Genomic DNA, 23,577 nt, shown 5'->3' on the forward strand with positions numbered 1-23,577 from the left:
TAAATGTTTAGAAACTTTTAATTTCAATCCCGCCAAATAAAGCTGTCCCATCTAAAATCAATGTTTTTTTCAGCTCTGCTACCGGCATTACATGCGATCTTTTATCTTCAACACTACCAAATAATGCCGTTACGTTAGATTTTATTGCCCAGTTTTGCGGTACAATCAATTTAATTCCACCAAAAACTGCTGTTACATCAAGCGATACGGTTTCAGGAAAATCAGCCTGCGTCATCACAATATCGGCGCCGCCAAAAACGGCCGTAATATCGCCACCCTGAAAGTTTTTAGTGTATACCGTTTGATGACTACCGCCAAAAACAGCCATTACATCAATAACATCGTTATTATTCACTGACTCTTTATCTGAATCGCCTTCAAAATCAAAATCGGCTTTACGCTTATCCTTTTTCTTAGAAAACGAACCTTGCTTTGGTCTGAAAATTAAAAAGCAGCCAACAATTACCAAACCAAAGCCTAAAGCATATTTAGATAGGTCGAGATCCAGCCCGGGTATATGAATTAAGGTATTATAAGCACCGACCAAAATTAAGACCAGCCAGCCTATGCCCTTAAAGTTACGACGAACACCAAGAAACACGCCTAATAAAATTAAAAAATTAGACCAACTGAAAATCCATCGTGGAATATTTAATCCAACATTGTTCAGCAGAAATGCAAAGCCTATGATGATGATGATGAAACCGCTCCAAACCCTTCCTGAGTTTTTAACCTGGTTGTTATTATTATGATTAATGTTTTCCATTTGTGCTCGTATTTAATAATTCAAAAGTATTGATCAGTAACTGACCATCATATACGCCACATGTAAGAACCTGGTAAAAAGCGGTAAGTGGCCTTATTTTATCGGTGAAAATTATTTTGTTATTTTGAGGGCATGAAATTTATCCTATTAGTATTTGTTTTTGCTATTTCTAATGGCTTGTATGCACAAGAAATAAGCAGCCATTATAAGATCTATGATGTAAAAAAACAAAAATCGATATCAATAGCCGACATTGTTGCTGATATGGAGCATGCTGATGTTTTATTTTTTGGCGAAGACCATAACGATTCTATAGGCCACTACCTTGAAGCGGCGCTTTTTGAAAAACTCCATTCAAAATATCCATTAAAAATGGCGTTATCTTTAGAAATGTTCCCTACCGATGTACAACCTGAGGTAGATGAATACCTGGCAGGGTTAATCTCTGAAAAGAATTTTATTAAAGAAAGCAGGGCCTGGGGAAATTATAAAGATTACAGACCTTTAATTGAATATGCCAAACAGAACGGATTAAAAGTTATCGCTGCAAATGCGGCAACACGTTACAGCAACGCTGTTACACTTGGCGGACTGAAGGTTTTAGAAAATTTCCCTAAAACATCATTCAATTTTTTACCTCCAATCCCTATCGATACGGCCCAGGGTAGGTATTATGAAAAATTTACAGAAACCTTGGGTGGACACAGCATGGGCACGATGAAAATTTACCAGACACAAAATTTATGGGATGCAACCATGGCCTGGTCTATCAATAAGTTTATTAAAGCGAATAAAGGCGTTAAAGTTTTACAACTCAACGGCCGTTTCCATAGTGATGAAAAACTGGGAACACTGGCAAAGCTCAAACAATTAAATCCAAAATTAAAAATCCTGAATATTTCGTCGTTTTCTGATGAAAGCTTCAACAACCCCAAATGGGGAAAATTCAGTCAACTTGATGATTACATCATCATCACCGATCCAACGGTAAAAAGAAGTTATTAAAATGAAAAGCTCCGCAGCTTTGATGGGTTGCAGAGCTTAGTTTTTTTATGCTTTTGCTTTTAGCAAATCTCTGATTTCGGTTAAAAGTACTTCTTCTTTTGTGGGTACAGGTGGTGCAGCAACTGCTACGGCTTCTTCTTTCTTTTTCATTTTATTAATTGTTTTAACCATAATAAAAACAATTAATGCCAATAGTAAGAAGTTTATGGCCACTGTAATAAAATTACCGTAAGCAAATATGGCAGCATCCGGAGCAGCTTTTTTGGCATCAGCCAGTGATGCTCCCTTAGGAATAAGTTCAGATCCTTTACCCATTGCAAAGTAAATGCTGCTAAAATCTGGCTTACCCACCATAGCAGCTACTACGGGCATGATCAAATCTTCAATTACACTGGTCACAATCTTACCGAAAGCACCACCAATAATTACTCCGACTGCTAAATCGAAAGCATTGCCCTTAATGGCAAACTCTTTAAATTCTTTTACAAAGCCCATACATTATTAGTTTAGTTCTATTTATTTACTAAAGTAGCAAACATTAAACTCAATACAAACGTTTAGGAAATAATTTTAAAACCGACATATCGATAGCATTTAGGTCAAATCAGCATAATATCTGAAATCTATTGTTTATTTTTGCCCTATTCTTTTTTATTTGCTATGCTAAAACAACATTTACAACAAAAATTATTACAAAAGTTATCACCACAACAGATACAGTTTATTAAATTGTTGCAGGTGCCAACCGTTGCTTTAGATACACGTGTAAAAGAGGAACTTGAAGAGAATCCAGCACTTGAAGATCCAAGCTTAATGACTCAGGATGAGCCAAAAAGCGAATATGATGATTTAAATGATGGGCCAGAGGATTACGAGCAATCATCAGAAGATACCAGCATGGATGAATTTAATGTAGATGATTATCTGCAGGATGATTCGACCAACGATTATAGTACCAATTATAATAATGGCGACGATGATGAGGAAAAAAAAGAGACGCCGATTGCTATTGAAAGCACTTTTTTTGAAAGTTTACAAGAGCAATTAGACCTCATTCCCCTATCCGATCAGGATTTTATTATTGGCAAACAGATTATTGGTAGTTTAGATGATGATGGTTATTTACGCCGTCCGTTGGGCTCCATGATTGACGATCTTGCTTTTTCTCAGAATGTTATGGTTGAGGAAGAGGATGTATTGGAAATGTTAAAACTGATCCAGGGATTTGATCCTCCGGGTATTGGCGCAAGAGACCTGAAAGAATGTTTACTGATCCAGTTAAAAAGAAAAGACACAAACAATCCGATTATAGTTAAAGCAATGAATGTTGTAGAAAACTATCTGGATGAGTTTACCCGTAAACATTACGATAAATTAGAAAAAAGTTTAGGTTTAGATAGCGAAGAACTTAAAGAGGTGGTAAACGAAATTTTGCGTTTAAATCCTAAACCTGGTGATGCCAACCAGGTGACGACGAAACAAATGCAGATTATTCCTGATTTCCACATCAGTAATAATGATGGTGTATTGATTTTGACTTTAAATTCGAAAAATGCGCCTGAACTAAAGGTAAGCAGGTCTTACCAGGAGATGTTTGAGCATTACGACAAAGCCGCATCTAAAGATAAAAAGTTAAAAGAGGCCGTTCAGTTTGTGAAACAAAAATTAGATTCTGCACGATGGTTTATAGATGCGATTAAACAAAGACAACAGACTTTGTTAAAAACGATGAATGCCATTATGCACTATCAATATGAATATTTTTTAACAGCTGATGAGCGTAAGATGCGCCCGATGATTTTAAAAGATATTGCAGATAAAATTGATATGGATATCTCAACCGTATCAAGGGTGGCAAACTCTAAATACGTACAAACCGAATTTGGCACTTTTCTGTTAAAATCGTTCTTCTCAGAGGCTATTCAAACTGAAAACGGTGAAGAAGTTTCCAATAAAGAGGTTAAAAAGATATTAGAAGACTGTATTGGCAATGAAGATAAACGCAAACCTTTGGCTGATGAAAAATTAACCGAAATTTTAAAAGAAAGAGGTTATAACATTGCCAGAAGAACGGTTGCAAAGTATCGCGAACAAATGAATATTCCGGTAGCAAGGCTGAGGAAAGAACTGTAGTAAAGTTGGCAGTTTTCAATTGGCGGTTATCAGTTGCCAGTTTACAGTTGATTAGCCAAAGTATAGAATTTAAATTGCCAATTGATAGTGTTGCACTCCAAATATAAGTGGTGTATTTATTTTGATTGGGAAATAAGCAGTTCTATGTTGTTGGCAGCATCAGTCCCGCTTTCCATTCCAAGTCCCGCACTCGTTCCTGGCTAACGGGCTTTTGCCCTAACTGATAGATTTTAATTTTGACACAGCCTCCTTACCGTACATTCAAGTTATAAACGACTACAATGAATTTAATTCAGGGAAGTTCAGGCTTTTCAACTAATCGTCAGATCCAACTGCCAACTGAAAATTGCCAAATGCCGACTGAATTACCACATCTTAATATAAGAAGGTACTTTATAGATGTTATTCAGCATCAAGCCCAATACGATCTCGTGGCTACCGTTGCTTACCTGATTTAACTGCGAAGTGGTAAAATCGTATGAATAAGTCAGGTTAACCATTTTCCCAATGTTGAAGCCTGCCATTGCAGCAAAAGAATCGTCTTTACGGTAACTCCCGCCCAGCCAGATTTTATCTTTAAAGGCCAGTTTAAGGTTTAAATCAGCAGAAACAGGTGCAGGAGATACATATTTGACCATTACTGATGGGATTGCTGAAATTTCATCATCAACAAAAAATTTATATCCTACAGTAGCAAAATAATGTGGCACTTCTTTACCCAGATTATAACTGTTATCACCAGTAAAACTTAATTTCTGAGGTAAAATTTGTTGTACAGAAACACCTGCAAAAATCCTGGCGCCATACAACCATAAGCCTATACTTAAATCAGGTTTTACCTGGTTAATCAATGCCCTGTTCATAATCGGATCTATTGGCGTATCGAAAGTAAGCGCATTTACATCTAACGAAATACTCGAAATACCTGCTGCCACGCCTGCAGAAAGATTAAAATTATTACTTAACTGTAAATGATAAGCATAAGTAACGTTGGCATCCAACCTTTTTATCGGACCAGTTTTATCTAAAACAGCAGTTACCCCCATTCCATGGTGCGCTGGAGACGACATGTAATTTTGCGTATAGTTTCTGTCCATAGGATCTCCCGTTTGCTCGGGGAAAGCGGTGAGTGCGTTACTCCATAGCTGGTTATCGCCGAGCGCCCAATGGGCCGAAACAAAAGAGGTTTGTGGCGCATCGGTAATACCAGACCATTGTTTACGGTAACCGGCTTTAAAATCGAGGTAATTTTCAATTCCGGAGAGCGCCGGATTTAGCAGGTACTGATTAAAAATGTATTGCGTATACTGTGGCTTTTGTTGCGCAAAAACGTTTAGGGATGCAAAAAGTGCGAGTGAGGTAATGAGCTTCTTCAATTTATCTGATTATAGTGAGCGGACCTGTTATAGTTTTACGGCCATTCTGTGGATTAATAATGTAATAATAAACGCCAACAGGCAGTGGTTCGTTCTGGTAATTACCATCAAACGGAACTTTATACCCTTTGCTAGAAAAAACTTTCAGCCCATTTCTGTTAAATATATCTACAGTAACATTAGGATAAGATTCTAAATATTTAATATTCCAGGTATCATTCACATTATCGCCGTTTGGCGTAAAGGTATTAGGTGGAGTTAAGACCTGTAAAACTTTTACCAACACTTTTGAGGTAGTTGAACAACCATCAGGCTGTGTGGTTGCTGTTATGGTATACTCTGTATCGTTATCTGGCGATGCAATTGGATTTAATATATCTGTTTTATTTAAACCGGTTTCTGGCGACCATTTATATTTCAAATCGGTTCCATCTGCAGTTGCCGGAATTTCAATCTGTCCGCCGGCCAACACGTAGATTAATGTACCTGCGTTAGCCACAGGAGATGCATACACTTCGATGTTTTTACTTATTGAAGCAGAACAATCGTTAGCACCTTTAAAAGTGTAGGTAATGGTATGTGATCCAACACCAGCAATTTTGGGATTAAAGTTTCCATCGGCCTTTATGCCATCTCCACTATATTCTCCGCCACCTCCAGCCACTTCTTCCCCGGTTTTCTGCTTTGCTTGTATGATGAGTACCGTTCCATCAGCCTCGCAAACAGCTGGCATATCATCAAAAACCAATTGTGGGACTGGTTTTAATGTCACCCTTTTTTCTACTGATTTAAAACAACTTTCGCCGGAATACGCCACGAGCCTTATATTAAAACTGCGATCTGTAGCACCTCCAAAAGTATTGTACTGGATTGCTATGTCACTGTCATCAGGATAAGGAATGGTTTGATAAATGCTGTTTTCATTTTCTGTACTCCTGTAAATCTCAATTTTCGTAATCCTGCCTGCAAAAGTTGTTGATGTATTTTTTATGATAATCTGATCGCTTACACAAACATTATTTTTTACTATATCAAAATCAGCACTTTTAACTGCGCCATTAACCGTAAATGTAAGTGTTTTTGACATTTCGCAGTCATCTCCATTTTTTACAACCAAAGCTACAGTATAATCACCAGTAACGGTTGGAGAAAAAGAACCATCAAAATCGGTTGATGTTGCTACTGTAACGCCGTTATAGGTATAAGTCCATTGTGCTGTCAAATCCGTTGTACTTCCATCAGCATTTTTGGATGTATTTTTAAATCTGGCTATGCCATCATCCAAACAGAAATCAGGCAATTCGAAATTGGCTAATTGCGGATTAATTACAGTTACATTTTTATGCTTAATTTCACTCACACAGCCTTTATCACTTTCAGTAATCAGGGTAATCGTATAAGAACCAGTTGCAGTGTATTGATGGATGGGATGCTGTTCAGTTGATGGCGTACTTCCATCGCCGAAGTCCCAGGTCCACTTTACAATGGTCCCCGGATTTTCTATCGTAGATTTTTCAATTAAGATAATCGGTTTGCCCACACATAAACTTTTAACATCAAAATCTGATAAAGGTTGGGGATTGATAAAAATTGGGGATGCAGGAGATGTTTCTGAACACTTTGAATCTGTCGTAGCCGTTAAAACCACGTTAAAAGTACCTGGTCGATCATAAATATGAACAGGATTCTGTTCAGTAGATGTTTTTCCATCACCAAAATCCCATAACCATTCTGTAATGCTCCTGGAGTTTGAATTGGATCTACTCTTATCAGTAAATGGAATTCCACTAGATTGACACCCGGTAGCTGGCAATTCAAAAGCCGCGGTAGGCTGATTATCAACCGAAAAATCGATAATCAATTCTTCAATATTACCACAATTATCCGCATTGGGCTTTGTGGCAATCACTTTAAACTGGTAATCGCCAGGATTTGGATAATTTAGCTGATTAGGATACTTGTAAGTATAATAGGTATTATTATCATTTGGTCTGGTAAAAGTATTTACAGCTATTGGATTTCCATCGGTAAAACTCGGTGCACCTTGAATCTCCCAATCCAACTTAGTGGCCCGATAGGGTAAATTTATGGTTAAGCTGATTGGTTCACCCAAACATCCACTGGTTATGGATTGTCCGGTAGCCGTACTGGTTGGCTGAAAGGTAAAATTCTGAATGTTTGCACCGGCGAGATAAGCATAAGATTCTACGGCGCCATAGCCATACGAAATGGCAGAGAAACCGCCTGCCGAAGATAATCTATGTTGGGGCTGCGTGTTGGTTACATCAATTACGGCATAGCTAAATACATTATCAATAGCGATAAAATTACTTACTGGATTACCATCAAGTCTAAATGAGGCGATATCTACAGTTTTAATAATGACATTTAGATAGTACTTGGAAATTTGAGTAGGCACTCTTACCGATTTCAAATCTGAAAAAACGGTAATATTATTTAATGTTTGCTCAACAGGATTAAGAACCGTTATTTCAGGATCTCCTAAATATGATCCTCCCTGTCTCGTATCTTGCGCATTGTTTGGATTGCAGGTTTGCGAAGTCTGATATTGCGCAACAGAAATGGGTTTTGTACCAGAAATTACATTTGCCGTAGTTGAAAAAAATGTAACTACAGCTCCTTTGCTGTAAGGATTGGAAAGTGGGGTTCCGTTGGCATTGATCGTACTTCCATTAACAGTTAGCACCGTATTATCATCAGCAACAATTATCCTCATAATATCAGTATTACCATGAAGGGTATTGTAAAAAGGTGCTGTCACAAAATTTTTCCCCCATGCCACAACCGGAAAAACCTGTTGATAAAGGTTATCTCCACCACTTGGATTACGGATATTGCCCTCATTACAAAATGCGGCCCAGGTATTGCCAGAAAATACAGCTATTGGATTACAATTTAAAGCCTTAATGTGGCTTCCTGTTAAATCACCAATGGATTGATATTGATAGATGTCACCTTTATTTAATTTAATGGTAAAAGTCGTATTGGCGGTCCTTACACCAGTTCTATCATTTTGTTTAGGTGTAATTTCTATATCAGTATTATTTGCTGTTGCTACAATCGTAAATTGTGAAAATCCCTGCTGGTTTCCGTGGTTTTCATAGCTAAAGGCATAATATTCTTGCCCAAGTGTGTTTGTTGGCAATACTAAGGTACCCCCCGTACGTGCATTATTGGAAATAATACTATATAACGATATTGCTTTGGTTGTAACCACATTAATGGCTTTATTCGGCTCAATTGAATTAGAACTGCTCATTAACACATCATATGCATTTGGATCAATTACGAATGGCAGACAGGTATTAGCCGGGATAGTGGAACCAACTGGAGATACTAAAATACCTCCGATATAAACTTTATAATCAGTAGCTTGATCAGCAGACAGAAACAAGGTTAATCTGGAGTTATTACCATCAATGTGCCCAGCATAAGGAACATAAAAATCTTTCCCCTTGTTCGATGTGTTTTGCCCAAAAGAAAAAAGGCTGGCAGAAAGCAAAAAAAACAAGACCAATAACGAATGCTTATTCATCACTTATCAGCCTAGTTTGAAAACGTTATACATGTTTGTTTGATTAGCTATGCAATATACTATTAATCAAATTACATGAAAAACAATTATGGAATTTTAACCATTTTAATTAGAAAAATTCCCTTTTGTGTAATAAAATGAAAGGTTAGTGTAAAAAAATTTTCAGATACAAATCAATTTCTGGCCTGACGGAACAAAAGCAGTGGATACACGGGTAAACCAATAAAAAAACATTTTATAAAATGACTACAAGATCAATATTCAATCATTACCTTGATCGGACTGATCGCCACTTCCATACTTTTCAGAGAAATCTTTAGCCTTTTCATCTGCTTCTATATCATTGCTTGTTTCAGTTTCCAGGTTTTCCTCTAAACGGTCGTTCCAATGATCTAGTCCTTGATCAGGATGTTTTGCATTTTCTTCAATGAAATTCGCTTTGGTCAGGTCTTGCTTTTGATTTTCCATTTTGGCTATTTATATTATAAGTTTAAACAGCACCTGTAAAGGAATGTTTTATTCACAAAAATTATTTAACCGGCGGCTCATTTTTAGCATCCTTAAATTCTTTTACGCTCTTCCCTATTCCCTTCATTAATTCGGGTAGTTTCTTACCACCAAAAATAAGCAGGATAACTACTCCGATTAAAATAATTTCTATTGCAGACATATTCTTATATTTTTCACAATATACGTCAATTCTTTAAAATTGGATTGCTTGTCTATTGGTCATTGTGAAATGAGTCACTGGTATCTTGGCATCTAGCCTTAATTAAGCTGGAAAGACCTTGAAACAAGTTCAGGATGATGGGATGAGAGAACAAGCCTTAAAAAATCTTTGTAAAGCCCCTTCCACAAGCTCAGAATAACAGTTCTATACTTATTTACAGCCTTGATGGAATGAGTAATACTAAACCAGCAAGGCATTTAATGTGCGTTTTTTAATCTTAGGTACTGCACCATGGCGCATAAACTCGGCAAAACCTTTTAACTGTTTAATCGACTTAATGGCTTCGTAACCTTCATAAGTTGTTCTAATTTTATTCAGCAGCATGGTATCGGTTTTAAACAGGTCACTTTCTACCAATAAACCATTATCTAAAAATTTCTTAATCAGTTCGGCCATTTTGCCATTGGCATATAAATGAAGGGGCAGTTTAAACACATCATTATTCAGTTTCTCAAAAGCTTCGTTAATCCATGCCACTTCAGCTTCTGCATTCACCGCTATTTTACCATCTTTCAGCACAATAGCATTTAAAAATTCGCGCGCGCGCTGACGGGAAATTACTCCGCCATGAATGCCATCACGCAAAGTATAATCTAAACGATCGGCACAGAGTGCTGGCAAGGGCTGTTCTAAAATATCAAATGCGCCATGCAAAATCTGGCTAACATCATATCCATATTTTAACAGTACATCTGGTACTTCCGATTGACATAAAATTTCGGCAAAAACCTTTTCATGATAATCTTCATCTGTATTGCCGAAAACATAATCGCCCACATGGGAAAAAGCTGTATGCGAAATATCGTGTAGCAGGCCTGCAATCTGCTCCAGCTCTGAACCACCAAGCATCCTGATCAACATGGTCACACCGATAGCATGTTCCAGCCGCGAATGGCAGATGTCTGGATTGACCAAAAATATGGCACCACTTTGATGGACCCCTCCCAGCCTTTTTAAGGCATCAGTATTCAAGAGGTCGGAAAACACCATTGGTAGTTCCATTTTGCCATATAAAAAATCGTTCATCTGGATCATATTAGCGTGATTTATTTTAAGAAATAAAGAAAACAAAATTACCAAAAAAATTAGTTTTAATTTAAATAATTATCAACATTTGATTTTAAAAAACTAAAATAATTAGCAAAAAACCAACTTTCAATTATTTTGAAAGCTATTATTACAATTTCATGATCAACAAAAAACCCCGAAGAAAAACAAGGCATTTAATTAAACGTTATACTTGTAAAAAACAGCTATATGGCAACTGCTCAACAAATTAGAAAAGGGTATTTAGATTATGTTTTAACGAACAATGAAAAACCTAAATCGGTTTATATTTTTGCAAAGAAGCTTAAAATTACGGAGGCCGATTTTTATCAGTTTTTTTCTTCTTTCGAAAGCATAGAAAAAACAATCTGGTTTGAACTTACCTTCGAAACCATTACTAAAATCAAAGAACAGGAAGTTTGGCTTCAGTATACGGCCAGAGAAAAAATGCTTTCTTTCTTTTATAGTTATCTGGAAAACTTGAAGAACGAGCGTAGTTTTGTAATTTATAGCTTAAAGCATCATAAGGGTAAATTCTCTACGCCTGACATACTGGCCGGTGTTAAACCGATATTTGAAAACTTTGCACAAGAAATTATTGAAGAAGGTTTAGGTAGCGGCGAACTTGCTGAACGTCGTTTTTTAAGCAAAAGATACAAAGATGCCTTGTGGATCCAATTTGCCTTTATTCTTAATTTTTGGATTAATGATGACAGTGAAGGTTTCGAAAAAAGCGACGAAGCCATAGAAAAGGGTATTAATGTAACTTTCGATCTTTTCCAGCATTCGCCAATTGATAATTTATTGGAATATGGAAAATTTTTATCCAGAAATGGAAAGTTTACAGAAAAGATGAGGTTTTAAATACCAGATGAAGACACAAAAAAGTATTCCAACTACTAAAGTAGAACGTTCGGCAAAATTCGTTAAAACAGGCATTCAGATCGGTGGTAATTATATTAAACATTATTCAAAAAAACTGTTTAATCCAGACATGGACCGTGAACAGCTTAATGAGGATAATGCAACCGATATTTATAAATCGCTGAGTGAACTAAAAGGAAGTGCCTTAAAAATAGCACAAATGTTGAGCATGGATAAAAATATCCTGCCAAAATCTTACGTAGATAAGTTTAGCCAGTCGCAATACAATGCGCCTCCGCTTTCGGGTCCGCTAATTGTGCGAACCTTCACTAAAAATTTCGGTAAAACTCCTGAAAATATTTTCGACAGTTTTAACTTAAACTCCAGCAACGCGGCATCTATCGGGCAGGTGCACCAGGCCACGCTTAATGGCAAAAAATTCGCTATAAAAATTCAATATCCAGGGGTTGGCGATAGTATTTCTTCTGATTTAAAACTGGTAAAACCTTTCGCATTCCGTTTATTGGGCATGTCTGAAAGGGAATTAAATATCTACATCAAAGAAGTTGAAGAACGTTTGCTTGAAGAAACAGATTATGAACTGGAAGTGAGGCGTTCCATCGAATTTTCTGAAGCTTGTAAAAATCTCGATCATGTGGTTTTTCCAAAATATTATCCAGAATTTTCCGGAAAACGTATCATCACTATGGATTGGATTGATGGCCAGCATTTAAAAGAATTTTTGCAAACCAATCCTTCTCAGGAACTTCGGAATAAAATCGGTCAGGCGTTGTGGGATTTCTATAACTTTCAACAACACGAACTGAGGGCTGTACACGCAGATCCGCATCCCGGAAATTTTATGATCACTCCCGATGAAAATCTCGGTGTAATTGATTTTGGCTGTATTAAAGAAATGCCAGATGATTTTTATTACCCTTTCTTTTCTTTAATTTCTACTGACGTAATCAATGATAAAAATAAAACGATCGATGCCTTTAGAAAACTGGAAATGATCCATAAAGATGATTCTCCTGAGCAAGTTGAATTTTATTACAGATCATACAGGGAGATGATCAGTCTCTTCGCCAAACCATATACCAGTACATCCTTTGATTTTAGTAAACCTGATTTTTTTGAGCAGCTTTACGCCTACGGCGAGAAAATTTCTAAAATGCCAGAATTTAAACAAGCACGTGGAGTAAAACATTTTATTTATGTTAACCGTACTAATTTTGGATTATACCAGATTTTACACGAATTAAAGGCTAATGTGCAAACAGACACCTATAAGCCCACTTTAGAAAAATAAAACATTGAAGATTAATATAGTTAGCTGTTATCAGCTGTGTCTATAGATTGTTTTTCGAGTATAAATGATTTTTGCCATTGCAAGGCAGTTAGTGCGTGCAAGCTCTACCTTGTAATAATAGCCACTAAAATGAACTTCCGCAAACACCACTATAATTCAGTTTACGTAGTAGCTTTATGAATTGCTAAAGGAAAGGATAATAAATGTTATGTAAAAGTTTAGGAGAATTAATTACATAACGCAGCGGCAAAATCTTTTGACGCGTAAGCTTTAAATATTCTGTTTGCAGTTCCTAAAGACTCGCTCGCTTTTGAATCTGCTTTTATAGTTTTCGTTCCTTCCATTGCTTTTACAATGCTGCCATCCTTAATGTAAAACCGATATTCCGTTTTAGTAATCTTACCAATGGCAGGTCCGCCGACAATTCTCTGAAAACAAAAAATAACTTTACCAGATTGGTAATAATATTCATTTACCCAACTCCCATCTCCTATTGAACCAGATTCTACAATTTTAACATTGGTTTTTTCGTCAAAAGAGTAATCTACCACTCCCTCCTCCACACAACCAGCAGATTCATAAGTGTAATGCTCTTTTTTTAGTTTCTTTGAATTGATTTTCTGCACATCCTTTCGAATCGCTAAAATTACCTGATCGACCATTTGTTTGTTCGATGTTAAATTTTGTTGTGATGCAGGTTTTGTTGTTTGGGCAAACACCCCGTTTGTTAAACCAAAGGATAAAAAAAATAGGAGAACGATTTTGAAGGTCATAGGTTTAGTTATTTTTTATGTAAGGAATCTACAACGAATAAACAATCTCTCAACCATTCAGTTTTATTAATGTTTCAATTTTAAAAACTGAACTTGCAATATATTTAGACCAAATGATAAACGCAATACTCTGAAAATCGAAATACTATATCATACACACTACATCTATTTATGATAGCCGAACTAATTTTGGATTGTACCGGAATTTGTAAAGGTTAAGGGCTGCTGTAAACATGGATAACTATAAGCCCACTTTATATAGGTAAAGTTATTTGGATTGGGTTATTTTCACGCCATCAAAATAATTTCCGTTTTGAAGACCTATAGATAATGCTCTATCTGCGTTGGTTGTATTCTGATTCATGGTGATGATCGTCTTATTCCCATCTTTTCGCTCAACTTTAAAATCAGGTTGAACAATAAAAAAATTTTGAGCTGATCTTTCCATATTTTTAAATCAACATTGGCTTTAAATGAAATGCCACCTAACCACCAGGCAGTTGTTTCAGTTGTAATGGTTATAGCGTTATTATTGGAATTTAAACTGGCTGTTTTTGAGCGCGATTTATATTATCCTTCCATTTCCCAATTTCTCCAACTCTTATACGAGAAGCTGTAGAAAAAAGAGCCATTGTACAAAATAAATAAGGAATATGTTTATTCATGATTTTGTACACGCAAGTTATAGTTAAGTATTCTTCTTTACTACATTAACCATATGTTCTATATCAAATGGTTTTTCGATATAATCATCGGCTTTGCAATCTTCTGCCTGTTGGGGCAAGTGATTTGATGTTGAGGTGAGTACTGCCGATACATCTTGCGTTTCAGGATCAGATTTAAGTTCTTTAATCACCTGCGATCCTTTCTTTTTGCCTTTGATGTGATCATCCACAATCACCACATCAGGCTCAATTTCATTTATCTTCTCTATAGGCTCGGTTGTTAATGATGCAGTAACATCAAACCCCTCCTCTTCTAAGACCTCGTCCATAATATCAAGGATATCTTTATTATCCTGAACAAGCACAACCTTTTTCTTCATAAATAAGCAAGCCTAAATTCTCATTAAAGATAAAAAAAAAGCGCAATTGAAATACAGATCTTAAAATATTTTACAAATGCTTGGTAAAAGTTTCAAGCTTTCGTATTGAAATAATGTCTGTTCGTCGAGTATTTGTTATCGATTGTATAAAAGCACAACATGGCCTGCAACGTTTTTTATTTCATGGGGTCTTATCATCAAACAACAAAAAGTAAATAAACACAACAATTAATAAAAAATTATTTTTTGAACAAAAATATGAAAACCACCATCAAAACTCTACTCACTACTTCACTAATGGCTTTTGCTTTATCATCAGCTGTATTTATTACAAACGTTTCTGCAATAGAAAAAGATCCGGATTTTACGATGAAAATATCGGCCTTTAAAAGAATTTCTGTTGAAGGAAATGTAGAAGTAACCATCATTCAGGGTGATCATCCTGGTATTTCTTATGGTAATGATAATGCAGGAACGGCGAAAGTGATGCAAAACGGTGATCATTTAAAAATCACTTCAACCAATACCGAAAAAGTGAAATTAACCGTTTATGTAAATGATTTTTACAGAATTGAAGCTTCAGAAAATGCTATTGTTAAAACTGAAGGAAAACTGATCACCAAATATCTTCAAATCTTTTTAAAAGGAAATGCCCATGCAGAAATCAACACCTGTTCGGAAAGTTTATATACGGTGATTTCAGATCATGCTGATTTAAAGTTAAGCGGCTCTACCGATAACCACACTTTGGTAATGGGTAAAACACCAAAGTTGACCATAGATAAATTTGCGGCTTTAAAAACCAACATCAGCTCGATAGAAACTGTAGCTGTTGAGCAAGAGTTAGCCGCAATCAAATAACATACACACACACACGCAAATGAAACTAAGGCTTTCTGATTTGATCAGGAAGCCTTTTTTTGCTCAATATTCAGTTATAAAATCTATTATTAAATGTGATATTATTCATCTAAAACTAATGTTTAACATCAATCAAAATCCTAAAAATCCATTCTTTTCCCAATCTGGTGGAAGCCAGGGACTGAAAGGTTTCTTCGGAGGATTATTATTTTCTGATTCTTTTCTTTTAAATAACTCATCTAATTCTCCCTGCTTCCATCTTTCCATTTTCATTAAACCCTCCCAGTCTCCAAATTCTGGAGCAGGCTCCCAATTGCTCTCTACATTTAACGGTCGTTTACTCTTCCAAACGCATTCTTCGGCACTACTCTTTTCCTGCTCAATAACTTCAACATTTCCGTTTGTTTCAAAAATATATGTCCACGCCGTTTTATCATCATCATCTCCACTTTTACCCTCTTCAAACTCCCAGAACATAATACCAATGCAGAAATAATTATCATTTGGTTGCTTTCTGAACACATAATACATAAATAACCTATAATACTCATCGAGAAAAAAAACAGTAAGATCTTTTGTCACGTCCTCCTCCAATCCAACTACAACTTTTCCTTCTTCTAATTTACAAACAGAAAATGGCAAATCATTTGTGTAAGCATATCTGGCCCATTCTTCAGCGCTTGCGCAGGTTTTGAGGAATTTTTTGGCTGCTTTTGCATCTTCAGCCCTTTCTGTTGGCAAATGCATATTCTTGCTGTAATAAAATAGGGTGCTTTCTTCAGTATGAAGTTTTCTTTTTCCCCGAAACCAATACTGATATAAGTAATTTTCCATAATTACCAAAATTTTGTGTTTTTAAACGCCTCTAGTACCTCGCCAGATATTTCCCTTATAGTTACTCCAGCATCTTTCGCATACTTTGCTACATCCGCTGGGATTTCCTTTATTTCAGGAGGTATTTCCAATATTGTTAAAAACTTTACGTTTTTGGTAGAGCAAAAAAAGCGACCTACCTGTAAGTCGCTTGCATTTAATTTCTATCCCAATCACGGGGTAGCCAGTCATTTCTTTTGTCCCCTTTATTATTATTGGGCAATTCTGCTTTTTTATCTGCTTCCTCCTTTATAAGTTTGAAATATTCAGGGTTTTCTCCCTCGAATATTTCCTCTCCATCAAGCAGATAAGCGCTCATGAAATGTGTTTTTGCTTTTTCAAAATTCTCCTCTTCAAAAAAGATCTGACCTATGCTAAACCAAATATAAGGATTGCCCGTGCCATCAGGACTCATTAATGCTTTTTGATATGCACTCATAGCTTGATCTAATTCTTGCTTATTGTAATAAGCATCTCCTATTGCCACATATAACCATGTTGCCGCTTCCCAATCGGTTTTAGGTTCGGGAAGTAGGTTCAAAGCTTCCTCATATTGCTTTAATGCCGATGTAAATTGTTCATTTTCTGCATATTCATCTCCCTTTTCTGACAGTGCTGTTATTTTATCGTATACTTCATCAGATAATTCCATAGCCATTATTTAATATACTTTTCTGGATTCCGGTAAAAATCAAAATAAATATCATCTCCAGCACCAAAGCAATGTCCTTCAGATTGAATGTAAGCATTTTTAAAAGCATCAAGCGCATCATCATACTTTGCTTCTTCAAAAAGTACTTTTCCTTTCATCAAATTAAATTCACCCGGATGCTGTTGTTGCTTTTCGTCTAAAAAAGATAATTGTGATAACCACTTTTCTGCCTCTTCAAAATTCACCTGATATTTTGAATATAACGTTATAAGAACTTTTGCCGTCCTAAAACTTTCTTCCCAATCCTCTTTAGGATCGGGAATAGCATTCCATTTCTCTAGCTGCCATTTAATAAAACCATCAAAATCTTTATTTTGGAAACACTCTCTGGCATTTGACGTATATTTATTAATTATCTCCTGTACTTCAAATGTTAATTCTTTACTACCCATAATCATTTTTATTTATTTTAATGGAGGCAAGTATTCTTCTAGTAATTGAGCTCCACGGCTTCTATTTGTTTTATAATATTCGTAAACGTAATTTTTTGAATCAAGCATCCACTCCCTAACTTCTGTAGATTTTGAGCCATAATATCTACCTGTTTTATTCCACCATGAAACAGCATCTTCAATGTGGCCCATATCTGCCTCTTTAATGTTCCGCCATATTTTATTTTCGGCGTCATAAAATTCCTTAACAACATTTCCGAAATCATCAATAACCTCTCGAGCAGTTCCTGAGTTTTTCATCCTTTCAAACACCTCCCTGCCTGCTTTTGATGCCTTTCCTGGCGTTCGACCTAAATACTTTAGCCTTTTACTAATTTCTTTAATTGTTGTAGTAATGCACTTAGCAGCATTATGCACCAACCAGGCCAATATCCCTACAAAATAGGTATGCCAGCCCTCTACTTCAAAGTTAAAAACTTTACGCTTTTCATAAGCAAATTCATGTTTTTTTATAAACTTCCATTCGCCTTCTTTTGTTTTTAATTCGTCATCAGTGGTTAAGTCAGCGGCATCTTTCCAGCCTTTTCGGGTATAAAAAGGGTGCTCGGCAGTGGTCTCTATGGTTTCTCCTTCGAGGGTTATCTCTACCGTTGCATCAACTTCGCGTTCCATTATGGCCGTTACCGCTTTCAGGGCAACGGTTCCGTTATTTTCATCCCATGCCCACACTTCATCACCTGCCACAATTTCCTCAATATTTTTTTTTCCATAAGCAGTATGTACTGGCGTACCCGCCGGGAAACAGGCAAACACGCATATTTTACCCGTTGCCATAGCAATATCATCTACATGTTTAGCTGCTGCCTTCGCCAATGCTTTTGCACCTTCCTTCGTTAGCGCTTTTCCGGCGGCCTCTAATGCAGCTTTACCAGCAACTTTTAAGCCTGCCTTTAACCCACCTTTTGCTGCTGTAGAAGCCGCAGTGGTGGCACCAAAACTAACCACACCAGCAATATCAAGCGCTAAAAAACCAACATTGGCGGCAACCATCCACCAGTTGCCTTTTGCTGCCGAGCGTACAATGCCGATAACACTACCCACCACGGGGATCAACTCTGCAGTATCCCACCAGCCCCAGCCTTCATCTTCTTCTTTTTCGCTGTGCTCATCCGTCATTTCAGCCAGTTCCTCTTCGCTAACAGGAATCTGTCCACTCGTCATGAATTCGATTTTACCTCCTATGCTACAAGGCAGTTTGGATTTAAAAAGCAATGTTTCTTTTCCTTTTATTTTTACCTTATAGGTATCTGTCCAATCTAGAGGTGCTGGTGCACAAGCCGATCCGGTAACGCTGCATACCCCGAAAGATGGTATATTGGCAATGGGAATTTTATCGGCCTTGGTACAGGCCATACAACCGTTTATCTTGACATTCTGATTGGCCAGCCCTCTGAAAAAATTGGGGGCAGCACCTTTATCGCAATGGCATACGGCTTTATCAACAATATATTCTAATTCATCAGGCATAATCTTAAGTTATATCGGTATCATTAGAATTGATTCTTATGGTGGCTGTTCCGCTCATTTTAACATCAGCACCATCAATTTTGGTTTCAGTAGTTCCTTTAACTGATGCAGATGCTGTTGTACTTTCTATACTCACATCAGTTTTACCTTTAATAGCCACTCCCATTTCCGTAGCATCTAAAGTAATACCTTCGGTATCAGCAGTTGCTGCAATGGTTTTCTTTGCGCTAATGGCTATGGTGCCTTCACCCCCACCTTCCTCACCAGGCTGGGCGTTAATGGCAATGCTGTTGCTGGCATTAACAATAAAATCTTTAGTGTTGATGGTAAAAGAATTGGGCGCGGTTAAGGTTACCTGACCATTGCCATGCATGGTAATTACATTTCCGCTGGGATCTTTAACGTTAATGCTGCCATTACTATCATCCATGATAATGGTATTACCGCTTCTGGTAGTTAACGACTTGGTTTTGTTGGTATCGCCACCACCAATGCCCGATTTACCGTGGTAAACACTTCCCAATACAATCGGCCGGGCGATGTTACCTTCTTCAAAGGCAACCACGACCTGATCGCCTGCTTCTGGTACGAAAGAAAAACCACGGTTTTTGCTTACTTTTTCACTACTTCCCGCATCAGGCGTAATTACACGCAACCATTCGGTAATGTCGTTGCTCTGACATTCCCATTTAAATTTTACTTTAACCCGGCCATGCCCTTTCGGATCGGCATTATCCACCACATCGGCCAGTTGCATATCCGGGTTCGGTTTGCTATAATTTTTTACCTGGATCCGTTCTGTTGTCGAAACGAGCCCTTCAAAAGTATTGTAATACTTCCCTGTGCCATCAATGTCGTGGTTAATACTGGTGATCAGAAATTTACCCAGACTTTCGGTGCTAAATGCAAGTTCTTTCCTTAAGCTCATGGTAATTTCTGCAATGCTTCCTAATGCAAGTGCTGCATTATCACCACTTGCATGTACTTTTAAAAGGTTGCTGATATTTGCCTTTTCCTCATTATCGACATGGCTCTTAATATCGCTATTGTTATCAACCCTGATTAAAGATGGTTGGTTAAATATCTTGCTAAACGTTGTGTTTGATGCCTGGATAGCATGATCGAGATCGGGCGACCCATTAGCGGCGGCCGCACTTTCACTATGCAACATTTCATCCTGTTTGGGATTATAGGCAAAACGTTTATTTTTTATCGGCGCAATTTCCATAGCGTATTGCAGATTTTGCACATCCCGGCCATAAAAAAGCGCTATTTCCTTTTGATCGTCTGGCTTACCGAAATTAAGCTGCTTACCATCATAATAAAACCATTCGTGGTATTCGCCCGAAAGCCTGTTTAAAAAATCAAAATCGCTCTCCCTGTATTGGATCAGATAATCAATTGGCGCTTTTCTTGATGCATTCGCTATAATTTTGAGGTCGTTTTGTGGTACTTCGGAAGTAGCAAGTCCAACAATTGCATTTAAATCCTTATCGAGATAAGAACCTAAATCGGGCCCGCGGTCTATTAAGATGGTAGGACTATAACCACTTACGATTAACACACCATGGTAGCCATGGCTCTGCGCCAATTCTACTTTAGTAACTAAACCGGCAAACTCCTGTAAGCTCCCAGCATCGTAACCAAAGGAAGCGGTAAGGGTTTTACCCACAAAATCACGACTATCATCTAAGCTGATCATTCCGGGCGAACCCATCTGATCGTGGTTAAACCGCAGCTCAAAATAATGATGGGCATTAAAAGCCTGTTTTAAACTAAAGGAGGCAAAATGGGTAATGGCCTTATCTTCTATATTTATTTCGGTGATTAATTTCTTTTCCATATCAACTTATAATCGTTTGTGCCTACTTGAACATTCCATCACGAAAGGTTAAAACGCTTCTCTTTCCTGTGAGCACAGAACCGTTTTTTGTTTCATTTACCTCTGGATAGCTAATGGTTTTATCTTTAGTATTATAGGATATGGCCAATTGTGCCAATAGTTTTTCTTTATCCTGGTCTTCTTTAAGCTCTGCTGCGGCGAATAACTGTGTTTTAACTGCTTTACCTATTTTGAACAACGCTTTAGTGATGCTGAATTTTGCATGATCGATCACTAGCGCATGGGCTACAGTATAAGGTTCGGTTCCACTCATTTGCCCATACCCGGTAAAAAGATATGTTTTTTGAGGCGATGTATTTAAAGTGTAAATGTGATCAAAAAACGGTGTAGGACTGCCCTCATCATCTTTATCCTGATAAAGATTGTTAAACGATAGGGCTGTTACTTCATTATTTTCATCCTTATATTGCACAATATTTTGCACATGCCACATCGAGCCCGAATAGGGAGAAAGCCAATAAAAGATTCTAAGTTTACCATCATCTGCAGTTAACACCTGAATGTCGTATTTCTTCAAATTAGTGAAGTCAGTTTCAAATGCCTTTGATTTTTCCAGGGCTTTAATAAACGCATGTATAAAAATCTGCTCTGCTTCAGTATTACCGTCATTTCTATAACCCTCAACTGAAGCCACCATATGGGCAGCCAGTTTTTCGAGCGTATCTATCTGGGCAGGAACCGAATCTAATTTTTGATGGGTAAGCGTAGCTGAATCATTGACTTTTTCAAGCTGCTGCTTACCATGCTTTGCCCCGCAAGAAGATAGCAAGAAAGCTAAAGAAGAAAATAAAATGCCTATTGCTTTCATACTATTGCCTTGGTATGTTAATGATTCCTCTATTTTCCATTGCTTTTAAAATTACCGCGGTTCCGATCTGTTTATTTACATAATCGAGACTAAAAACATGATCTCTAGGGAAACCTCCTTTAATGTACAGGTTAGAACCACCCCACAGGTATGGAGAATTGATCTTATTATTTTGGTAAGCTTTGGCTATACCATTGTATTGCTCTAAACGCAGTAAAACTTTAGGCAACGACCAAATTGTTTCTTTATCAAGGCCACGTAACTTTAAGGCATCAACAGCACTTTCTTCAAAGGTAAATGGTGGACCATGACCAATTTTCGGTCTATTTGCAGGGTGCTGCCTGGTAAAGCCACTTAGCGGATCGCCGTTGTGCAGGTGTTTAGTAAAATCAGAATTGCTTTCTCTGTAATGCACACAGGCAATAAAATACCATGGTATACCGCTGGTTTCAGAAAAAAGACCTGTATCTGAAAATGACCTGCTAAAAAAGCTATTTGCAATTTTAGGATTTTTTTCAAGGAAGCTGTTTTCCGGCTCGGTAAAAAAGCAGGCATTGCGATAAGTATATTCGGTTAAATTAAGCAGTTTATTTCGAATCGCCTGATATCTTGACTTATTGCTTAATATTTTATTGTCAATAATCCGGCTGATCTCTGCAGATTTTAACGGAGAAATTGTACAATTATTAAACAGGTTTATGTATTCCAAATCGGTAGCCATAGGTAGCTCTTTTGATCACATCCCAAAAACAAAAAATCGTTATCGGCACCAGCCTGGCCAGTAACCGATAACGATTTTAAATCTAATTACGCTTTAGGCCAGTCGTTTTCATGTTCGGCGTTGCCTAGTTTTAGCTTACGTGCCGATACCACAAAACTTAAAGTCATCGGTGTATTGTCGTTTACCGCAATACCCTCATTATATTGGATAATGTAACCATCTTCGAAAGATAGTTCTTTCATTTTTGCGTCTTCTTCTCCTTTTTTGAAAACCAACGTACCTGAAAGCGGCTTGTATTGGTTATTAACCATCGATTCGATGACCGAAGTGTCTTCAGTTGATTCGATTTCGATGTTGATGGTACCACCATAAACACCTGATGATGGACGGCCTTTTGCGTCAACATCTCTATTTAATGAAAAGCTGCACTGTAGTACATCAAACTCTTTTGATCCTAAGTTTAAACGGGTTTTGAATGCCATTGTAGTAAAATTTAACTGTTTTTAAATGAATGAATTGTGCTGAGCGGCTGGCGTGGAGTGGAGAGAGTGGAGTTTGGCGCATTGCGTTAGGCGTTTAAACCCACCTCTCTACGTTTAGCGATTAAAGGCTTAATGGTTAGTGTTTATACACCTTAAACCCTAAACCTCACACCCTAAACCTTTCTTTAGGCCTTTGGCCAATCGTTAAGGTGCTCTGCGTTTCCTAATTTTAGTTTTCTCGCTGAAATCTGGAATTTAAGCGTCATTGGGTGATCGCCCACAATGTTAATCCCTTCGGAATATTTAACAATGTAGCCATCCTCGAAATGAACTTCTTTCATTTTGGCATCTTCTTCTGTTTTCTTGATCAGAAGGGTTCCTGTAATAGGTTTGTACTGGTTGTTTACCATCGCCTCGATAATTGAGGTGTCTTCGGTTGATTCGATCTCAATGTCGATGGTACCGCCATAAACTCCGGAAGAAGGTCTTCCTTTTGCATCTACATCGCGGTTTAACGCATAGGCACATTGAAGCACATCGTACTCCTTGCCCGAAAAATTTAATCTAGCTTTGAAAGCCATAGTTTTAAAATTTAAAGGTTAAAAAATTGATTATCAGTAGCCTCCGCTACTATATTCTCTTAACCAAAGATCAGGCCAATAATTCATACCACACTCATAATGAAGGGGTA

24 protein-coding genes are annotated in these 23,577 nt (G+C 37.2%); 5 read left to right on the forward strand and 19 right to left on the reverse strand.

From position 1 onward, the window contains the following. Positions 1-7 precede the first annotated feature (7 nt). The gene (locus OQX63_RS20920) at positions 8-766 is read right to left on the reverse strand and encodes a LiaF transmembrane domain-containing protein (RefSeq protein WP_265852750.1); all 759 of its coding nucleotides are present in this window, start codon (positions 764-766) and stop codon (positions 8-10) included. A gap of 132 nt (positions 767-898) precedes the next feature. Here OQX63_RS20920 and OQX63_RS20925 point away from each other — a divergent pair, with 132 nt between their 5' ends. Beyond that, positions 899-1,771, forward strand: a complete 873-nt coding sequence (locus OQX63_RS20925) for a ChaN family lipoprotein (RefSeq protein ID WP_265852751.1) — start codon at positions 899-901, stop codon at positions 1,769-1,771. 45 nt (positions 1,772-1,816) lie between these two features. Here OQX63_RS20925 and mscL read toward each other — a convergent pair whose 3' ends face one another. Further along, positions 1,817-2,266, reverse strand: coding sequence for a large conductance mechanosensitive channel protein MscL (gene mscL / locus OQX63_RS20930; protein ID WP_265852752.1), 450 nt, complete (start codon positions 2,264-2,266; stop codon positions 1,817-1,819). 165 nt (positions 2,267-2,431) lie between these two features. Here mscL and rpoN point away from each other — a divergent pair, with 165 nt between their 5' ends. Next, on the forward strand, positions 2,432-3,904 hold the full coding sequence (rpoN, locus tag OQX63_RS20935) for an RNA polymerase factor sigma-54 (protein ID WP_205057951.1): 1,473 nt from the start codon (positions 2,432-2,434) through the stop codon (positions 3,902-3,904). A gap of 365 nt (positions 3,905-4,269) precedes the next feature. Here rpoN and OQX63_RS20940 read toward each other — a convergent pair whose 3' ends face one another. The 5 genes from OQX63_RS20940 to OQX63_RS20960 all read right to left on the reverse strand — a co-directional run bounded on the left by OQX63_RS20940 (position 4,270) and on the right by OQX63_RS20960 (position 10,592). After that, a complete protein-coding gene (locus tag OQX63_RS20940) occupies positions 4,270-5,280 on the reverse strand; it encodes a type IX secretion system membrane protein PorP/SprF (RefSeq protein ID WP_265852753.1) in 1,011 nt (336 codons plus the stop codon). A 1-nt stretch (position 5,281) separates the two neighbouring features. Further along, entirely contained in the window at positions 5,282-8,836 is a 3,555-nt protein-coding gene (locus OQX63_RS20945) for a PKD domain-containing protein (RefSeq protein WP_265852754.1), read from the reverse strand. Positions 8,837-9,097: 261 nt separating this feature from the next. After that, on the reverse strand, positions 9,098-9,304 hold the full coding sequence (locus OQX63_RS20950; RefSeq protein WP_265852755.1) for a hypothetical protein: 207 nt from the start codon (positions 9,302-9,304) through the stop codon (positions 9,098-9,100). A 61-nt stretch (positions 9,305-9,365) separates the two neighbouring features. Further along, positions 9,366-9,506 carry a Sec-independent protein translocase subunit TatA/TatB gene (locus tag OQX63_RS20955; RefSeq protein ID WP_090496822.1) on the reverse strand — a complete coding sequence of 47 codons (141 nt, stop codon included), beginning with the start codon at positions 9,504-9,506 and terminating at the stop codon, positions 9,366-9,368. A gap of 240 nt (positions 9,507-9,746) precedes the next feature. Next, a complete protein-coding gene (locus tag OQX63_RS20960; RefSeq protein ID WP_265852756.1) occupies positions 9,747-10,592 on the reverse strand; it encodes an HD domain-containing protein in 846 nt (281 codons plus the stop codon). A 231-nt stretch (positions 10,593-10,823) separates the two neighbouring features. Between OQX63_RS20960 and OQX63_RS20965 the strand changes: the two genes are divergently transcribed. Beyond that, positions 10,824-11,477, forward strand: a complete 654-nt coding sequence (locus tag OQX63_RS20965; RefSeq protein WP_265852757.1) for a TetR/AcrR family transcriptional regulator — start codon at positions 10,824-10,826, stop codon at positions 11,475-11,477. 7 nt (positions 11,478-11,484) lie between these two features. After that, positions 11,485-12,789: an ABC1 kinase family protein gene (locus OQX63_RS20970; RefSeq protein ID WP_265852758.1), complete on the forward strand. Its 1,305-nt coding sequence runs from the start codon at positions 11,485-11,487 to the stop codon at positions 12,787-12,789. Between the two features lie 227 nt (positions 12,790-13,016). Here OQX63_RS20970 and OQX63_RS20975 read toward each other — a convergent pair whose 3' ends face one another. The 3 genes from OQX63_RS20975 to OQX63_RS20985 form a co-directional block, all read right to left on the reverse strand. Next, positions 13,017-13,562: a hypothetical protein gene (locus OQX63_RS20975; protein ID WP_265852759.1), complete on the reverse strand. Its 546-nt coding sequence runs from the start codon at positions 13,560-13,562 to the stop codon at positions 13,017-13,019. 268 nt (positions 13,563-13,830) lie between these two features. Then, on the reverse strand, positions 13,831-14,010 hold the full coding sequence (locus OQX63_RS20980) for a hypothetical protein (RefSeq protein ID WP_265852760.1): 180 nt from the start codon (positions 14,008-14,010) through the stop codon (positions 13,831-13,833). Positions 14,011-14,250: 240 nt separating this feature from the next. Further along, on the reverse strand, positions 14,251-14,607 hold the full coding sequence (locus OQX63_RS20985; RefSeq protein WP_265852761.1) for a response regulator: 357 nt from the start codon (positions 14,605-14,607) through the stop codon (positions 14,251-14,253). 258 nt (positions 14,608-14,865) lie between these two features. Here OQX63_RS20985 and OQX63_RS20990 point away from each other — a divergent pair, with 258 nt between their 5' ends. Continuing rightward, the gene (locus OQX63_RS20990; RefSeq protein WP_265852762.1) at positions 14,866-15,468 is read left to right on the forward strand and encodes a GIN domain-containing protein; all 603 of its coding nucleotides are present in this window, start codon (positions 14,866-14,868) and stop codon (positions 15,466-15,468) included. Between the two features lie 132 nt (positions 15,469-15,600). On the opposite strand, the gene OQX63_RS20995 is transcribed toward OQX63_RS20990, so the two are convergent. The 9 genes from OQX63_RS20995 to tssD (OQX63_RS21035) form a co-directional block, all read right to left on the reverse strand. After that, positions 15,601-16,302: a hypothetical protein gene (locus OQX63_RS20995; protein WP_265852763.1), complete on the reverse strand. Its 702-nt coding sequence runs from the start codon at positions 16,300-16,302 to the stop codon at positions 15,601-15,603. A 196-nt stretch (positions 16,303-16,498) separates the two neighbouring features. Further along, positions 16,499-16,993, reverse strand: a complete 495-nt coding sequence (locus tag OQX63_RS21000; RefSeq protein ID WP_265852764.1) for a tetratricopeptide repeat protein — start codon at positions 16,991-16,993, stop codon at positions 16,499-16,501. Positions 16,994-16,998: 5 nt separating this feature from the next. After that, complete coding sequence (locus OQX63_RS21005; RefSeq protein ID WP_265852765.1) at positions 16,999-17,445, reverse strand: hypothetical protein; 447 nt, start codon at positions 17,443-17,445, stop codon at positions 16,999-17,001. A 12-nt stretch (positions 17,446-17,457) separates the two neighbouring features. Then, positions 17,458-18,972: a polymorphic toxin-type HINT domain-containing protein gene (locus OQX63_RS21010; RefSeq protein WP_265852766.1), complete on the reverse strand. Its 1,515-nt coding sequence runs from the start codon at positions 18,970-18,972 to the stop codon at positions 17,458-17,460. Positions 18,973-18,976: 4 nt separating this feature from the next. Then, a complete protein-coding gene (locus tag OQX63_RS21015) occupies positions 18,977-20,815 on the reverse strand; it encodes a type VI secretion system Vgr family protein (RefSeq protein ID WP_265852767.1) in 1,839 nt (612 codons plus the stop codon). A 22-nt stretch (positions 20,816-20,837) separates the two neighbouring features. Continuing rightward, positions 20,838-21,683 (reverse strand): hypothetical protein, encoded by an 846-nt coding sequence (locus tag OQX63_RS21020; protein ID WP_265852768.1) that lies wholly within the window; start codon positions 21,681-21,683, stop codon positions 20,838-20,840. Between the two features lies 1 nt (position 21,684). Beyond that, complete coding sequence (locus OQX63_RS21025) at positions 21,685-22,404, reverse strand: hypothetical protein (RefSeq protein ID WP_265852769.1); 720 nt, start codon at positions 22,402-22,404, stop codon at positions 21,685-21,687. Between the two features lie 86 nt (positions 22,405-22,490). Continuing rightward, entirely contained in the window at positions 22,491-22,886 is a 396-nt protein-coding gene (tssD, locus tag OQX63_RS21030) for a type VI secretion system tube protein TssD (protein ID WP_090496864.1), read from the reverse strand. 185 nt (positions 22,887-23,071) lie between these two features. Continuing rightward, entirely contained in the window at positions 23,072-23,467 is a 396-nt protein-coding gene (tssD, locus tag OQX63_RS21035) for a type VI secretion system tube protein TssD (protein WP_265852770.1), read from the reverse strand. Positions 23,468-23,577: the final 110 nt, after the last annotated feature.

The sequence above is a fragment of the Pedobacter sp. PF22-3 genome (genome assembly GCF_026239555.1).
Taxonomy (GTDB): domain Bacteria; phylum Bacteroidota; class Bacteroidia; order Sphingobacteriales; family Sphingobacteriaceae; genus Pedobacter.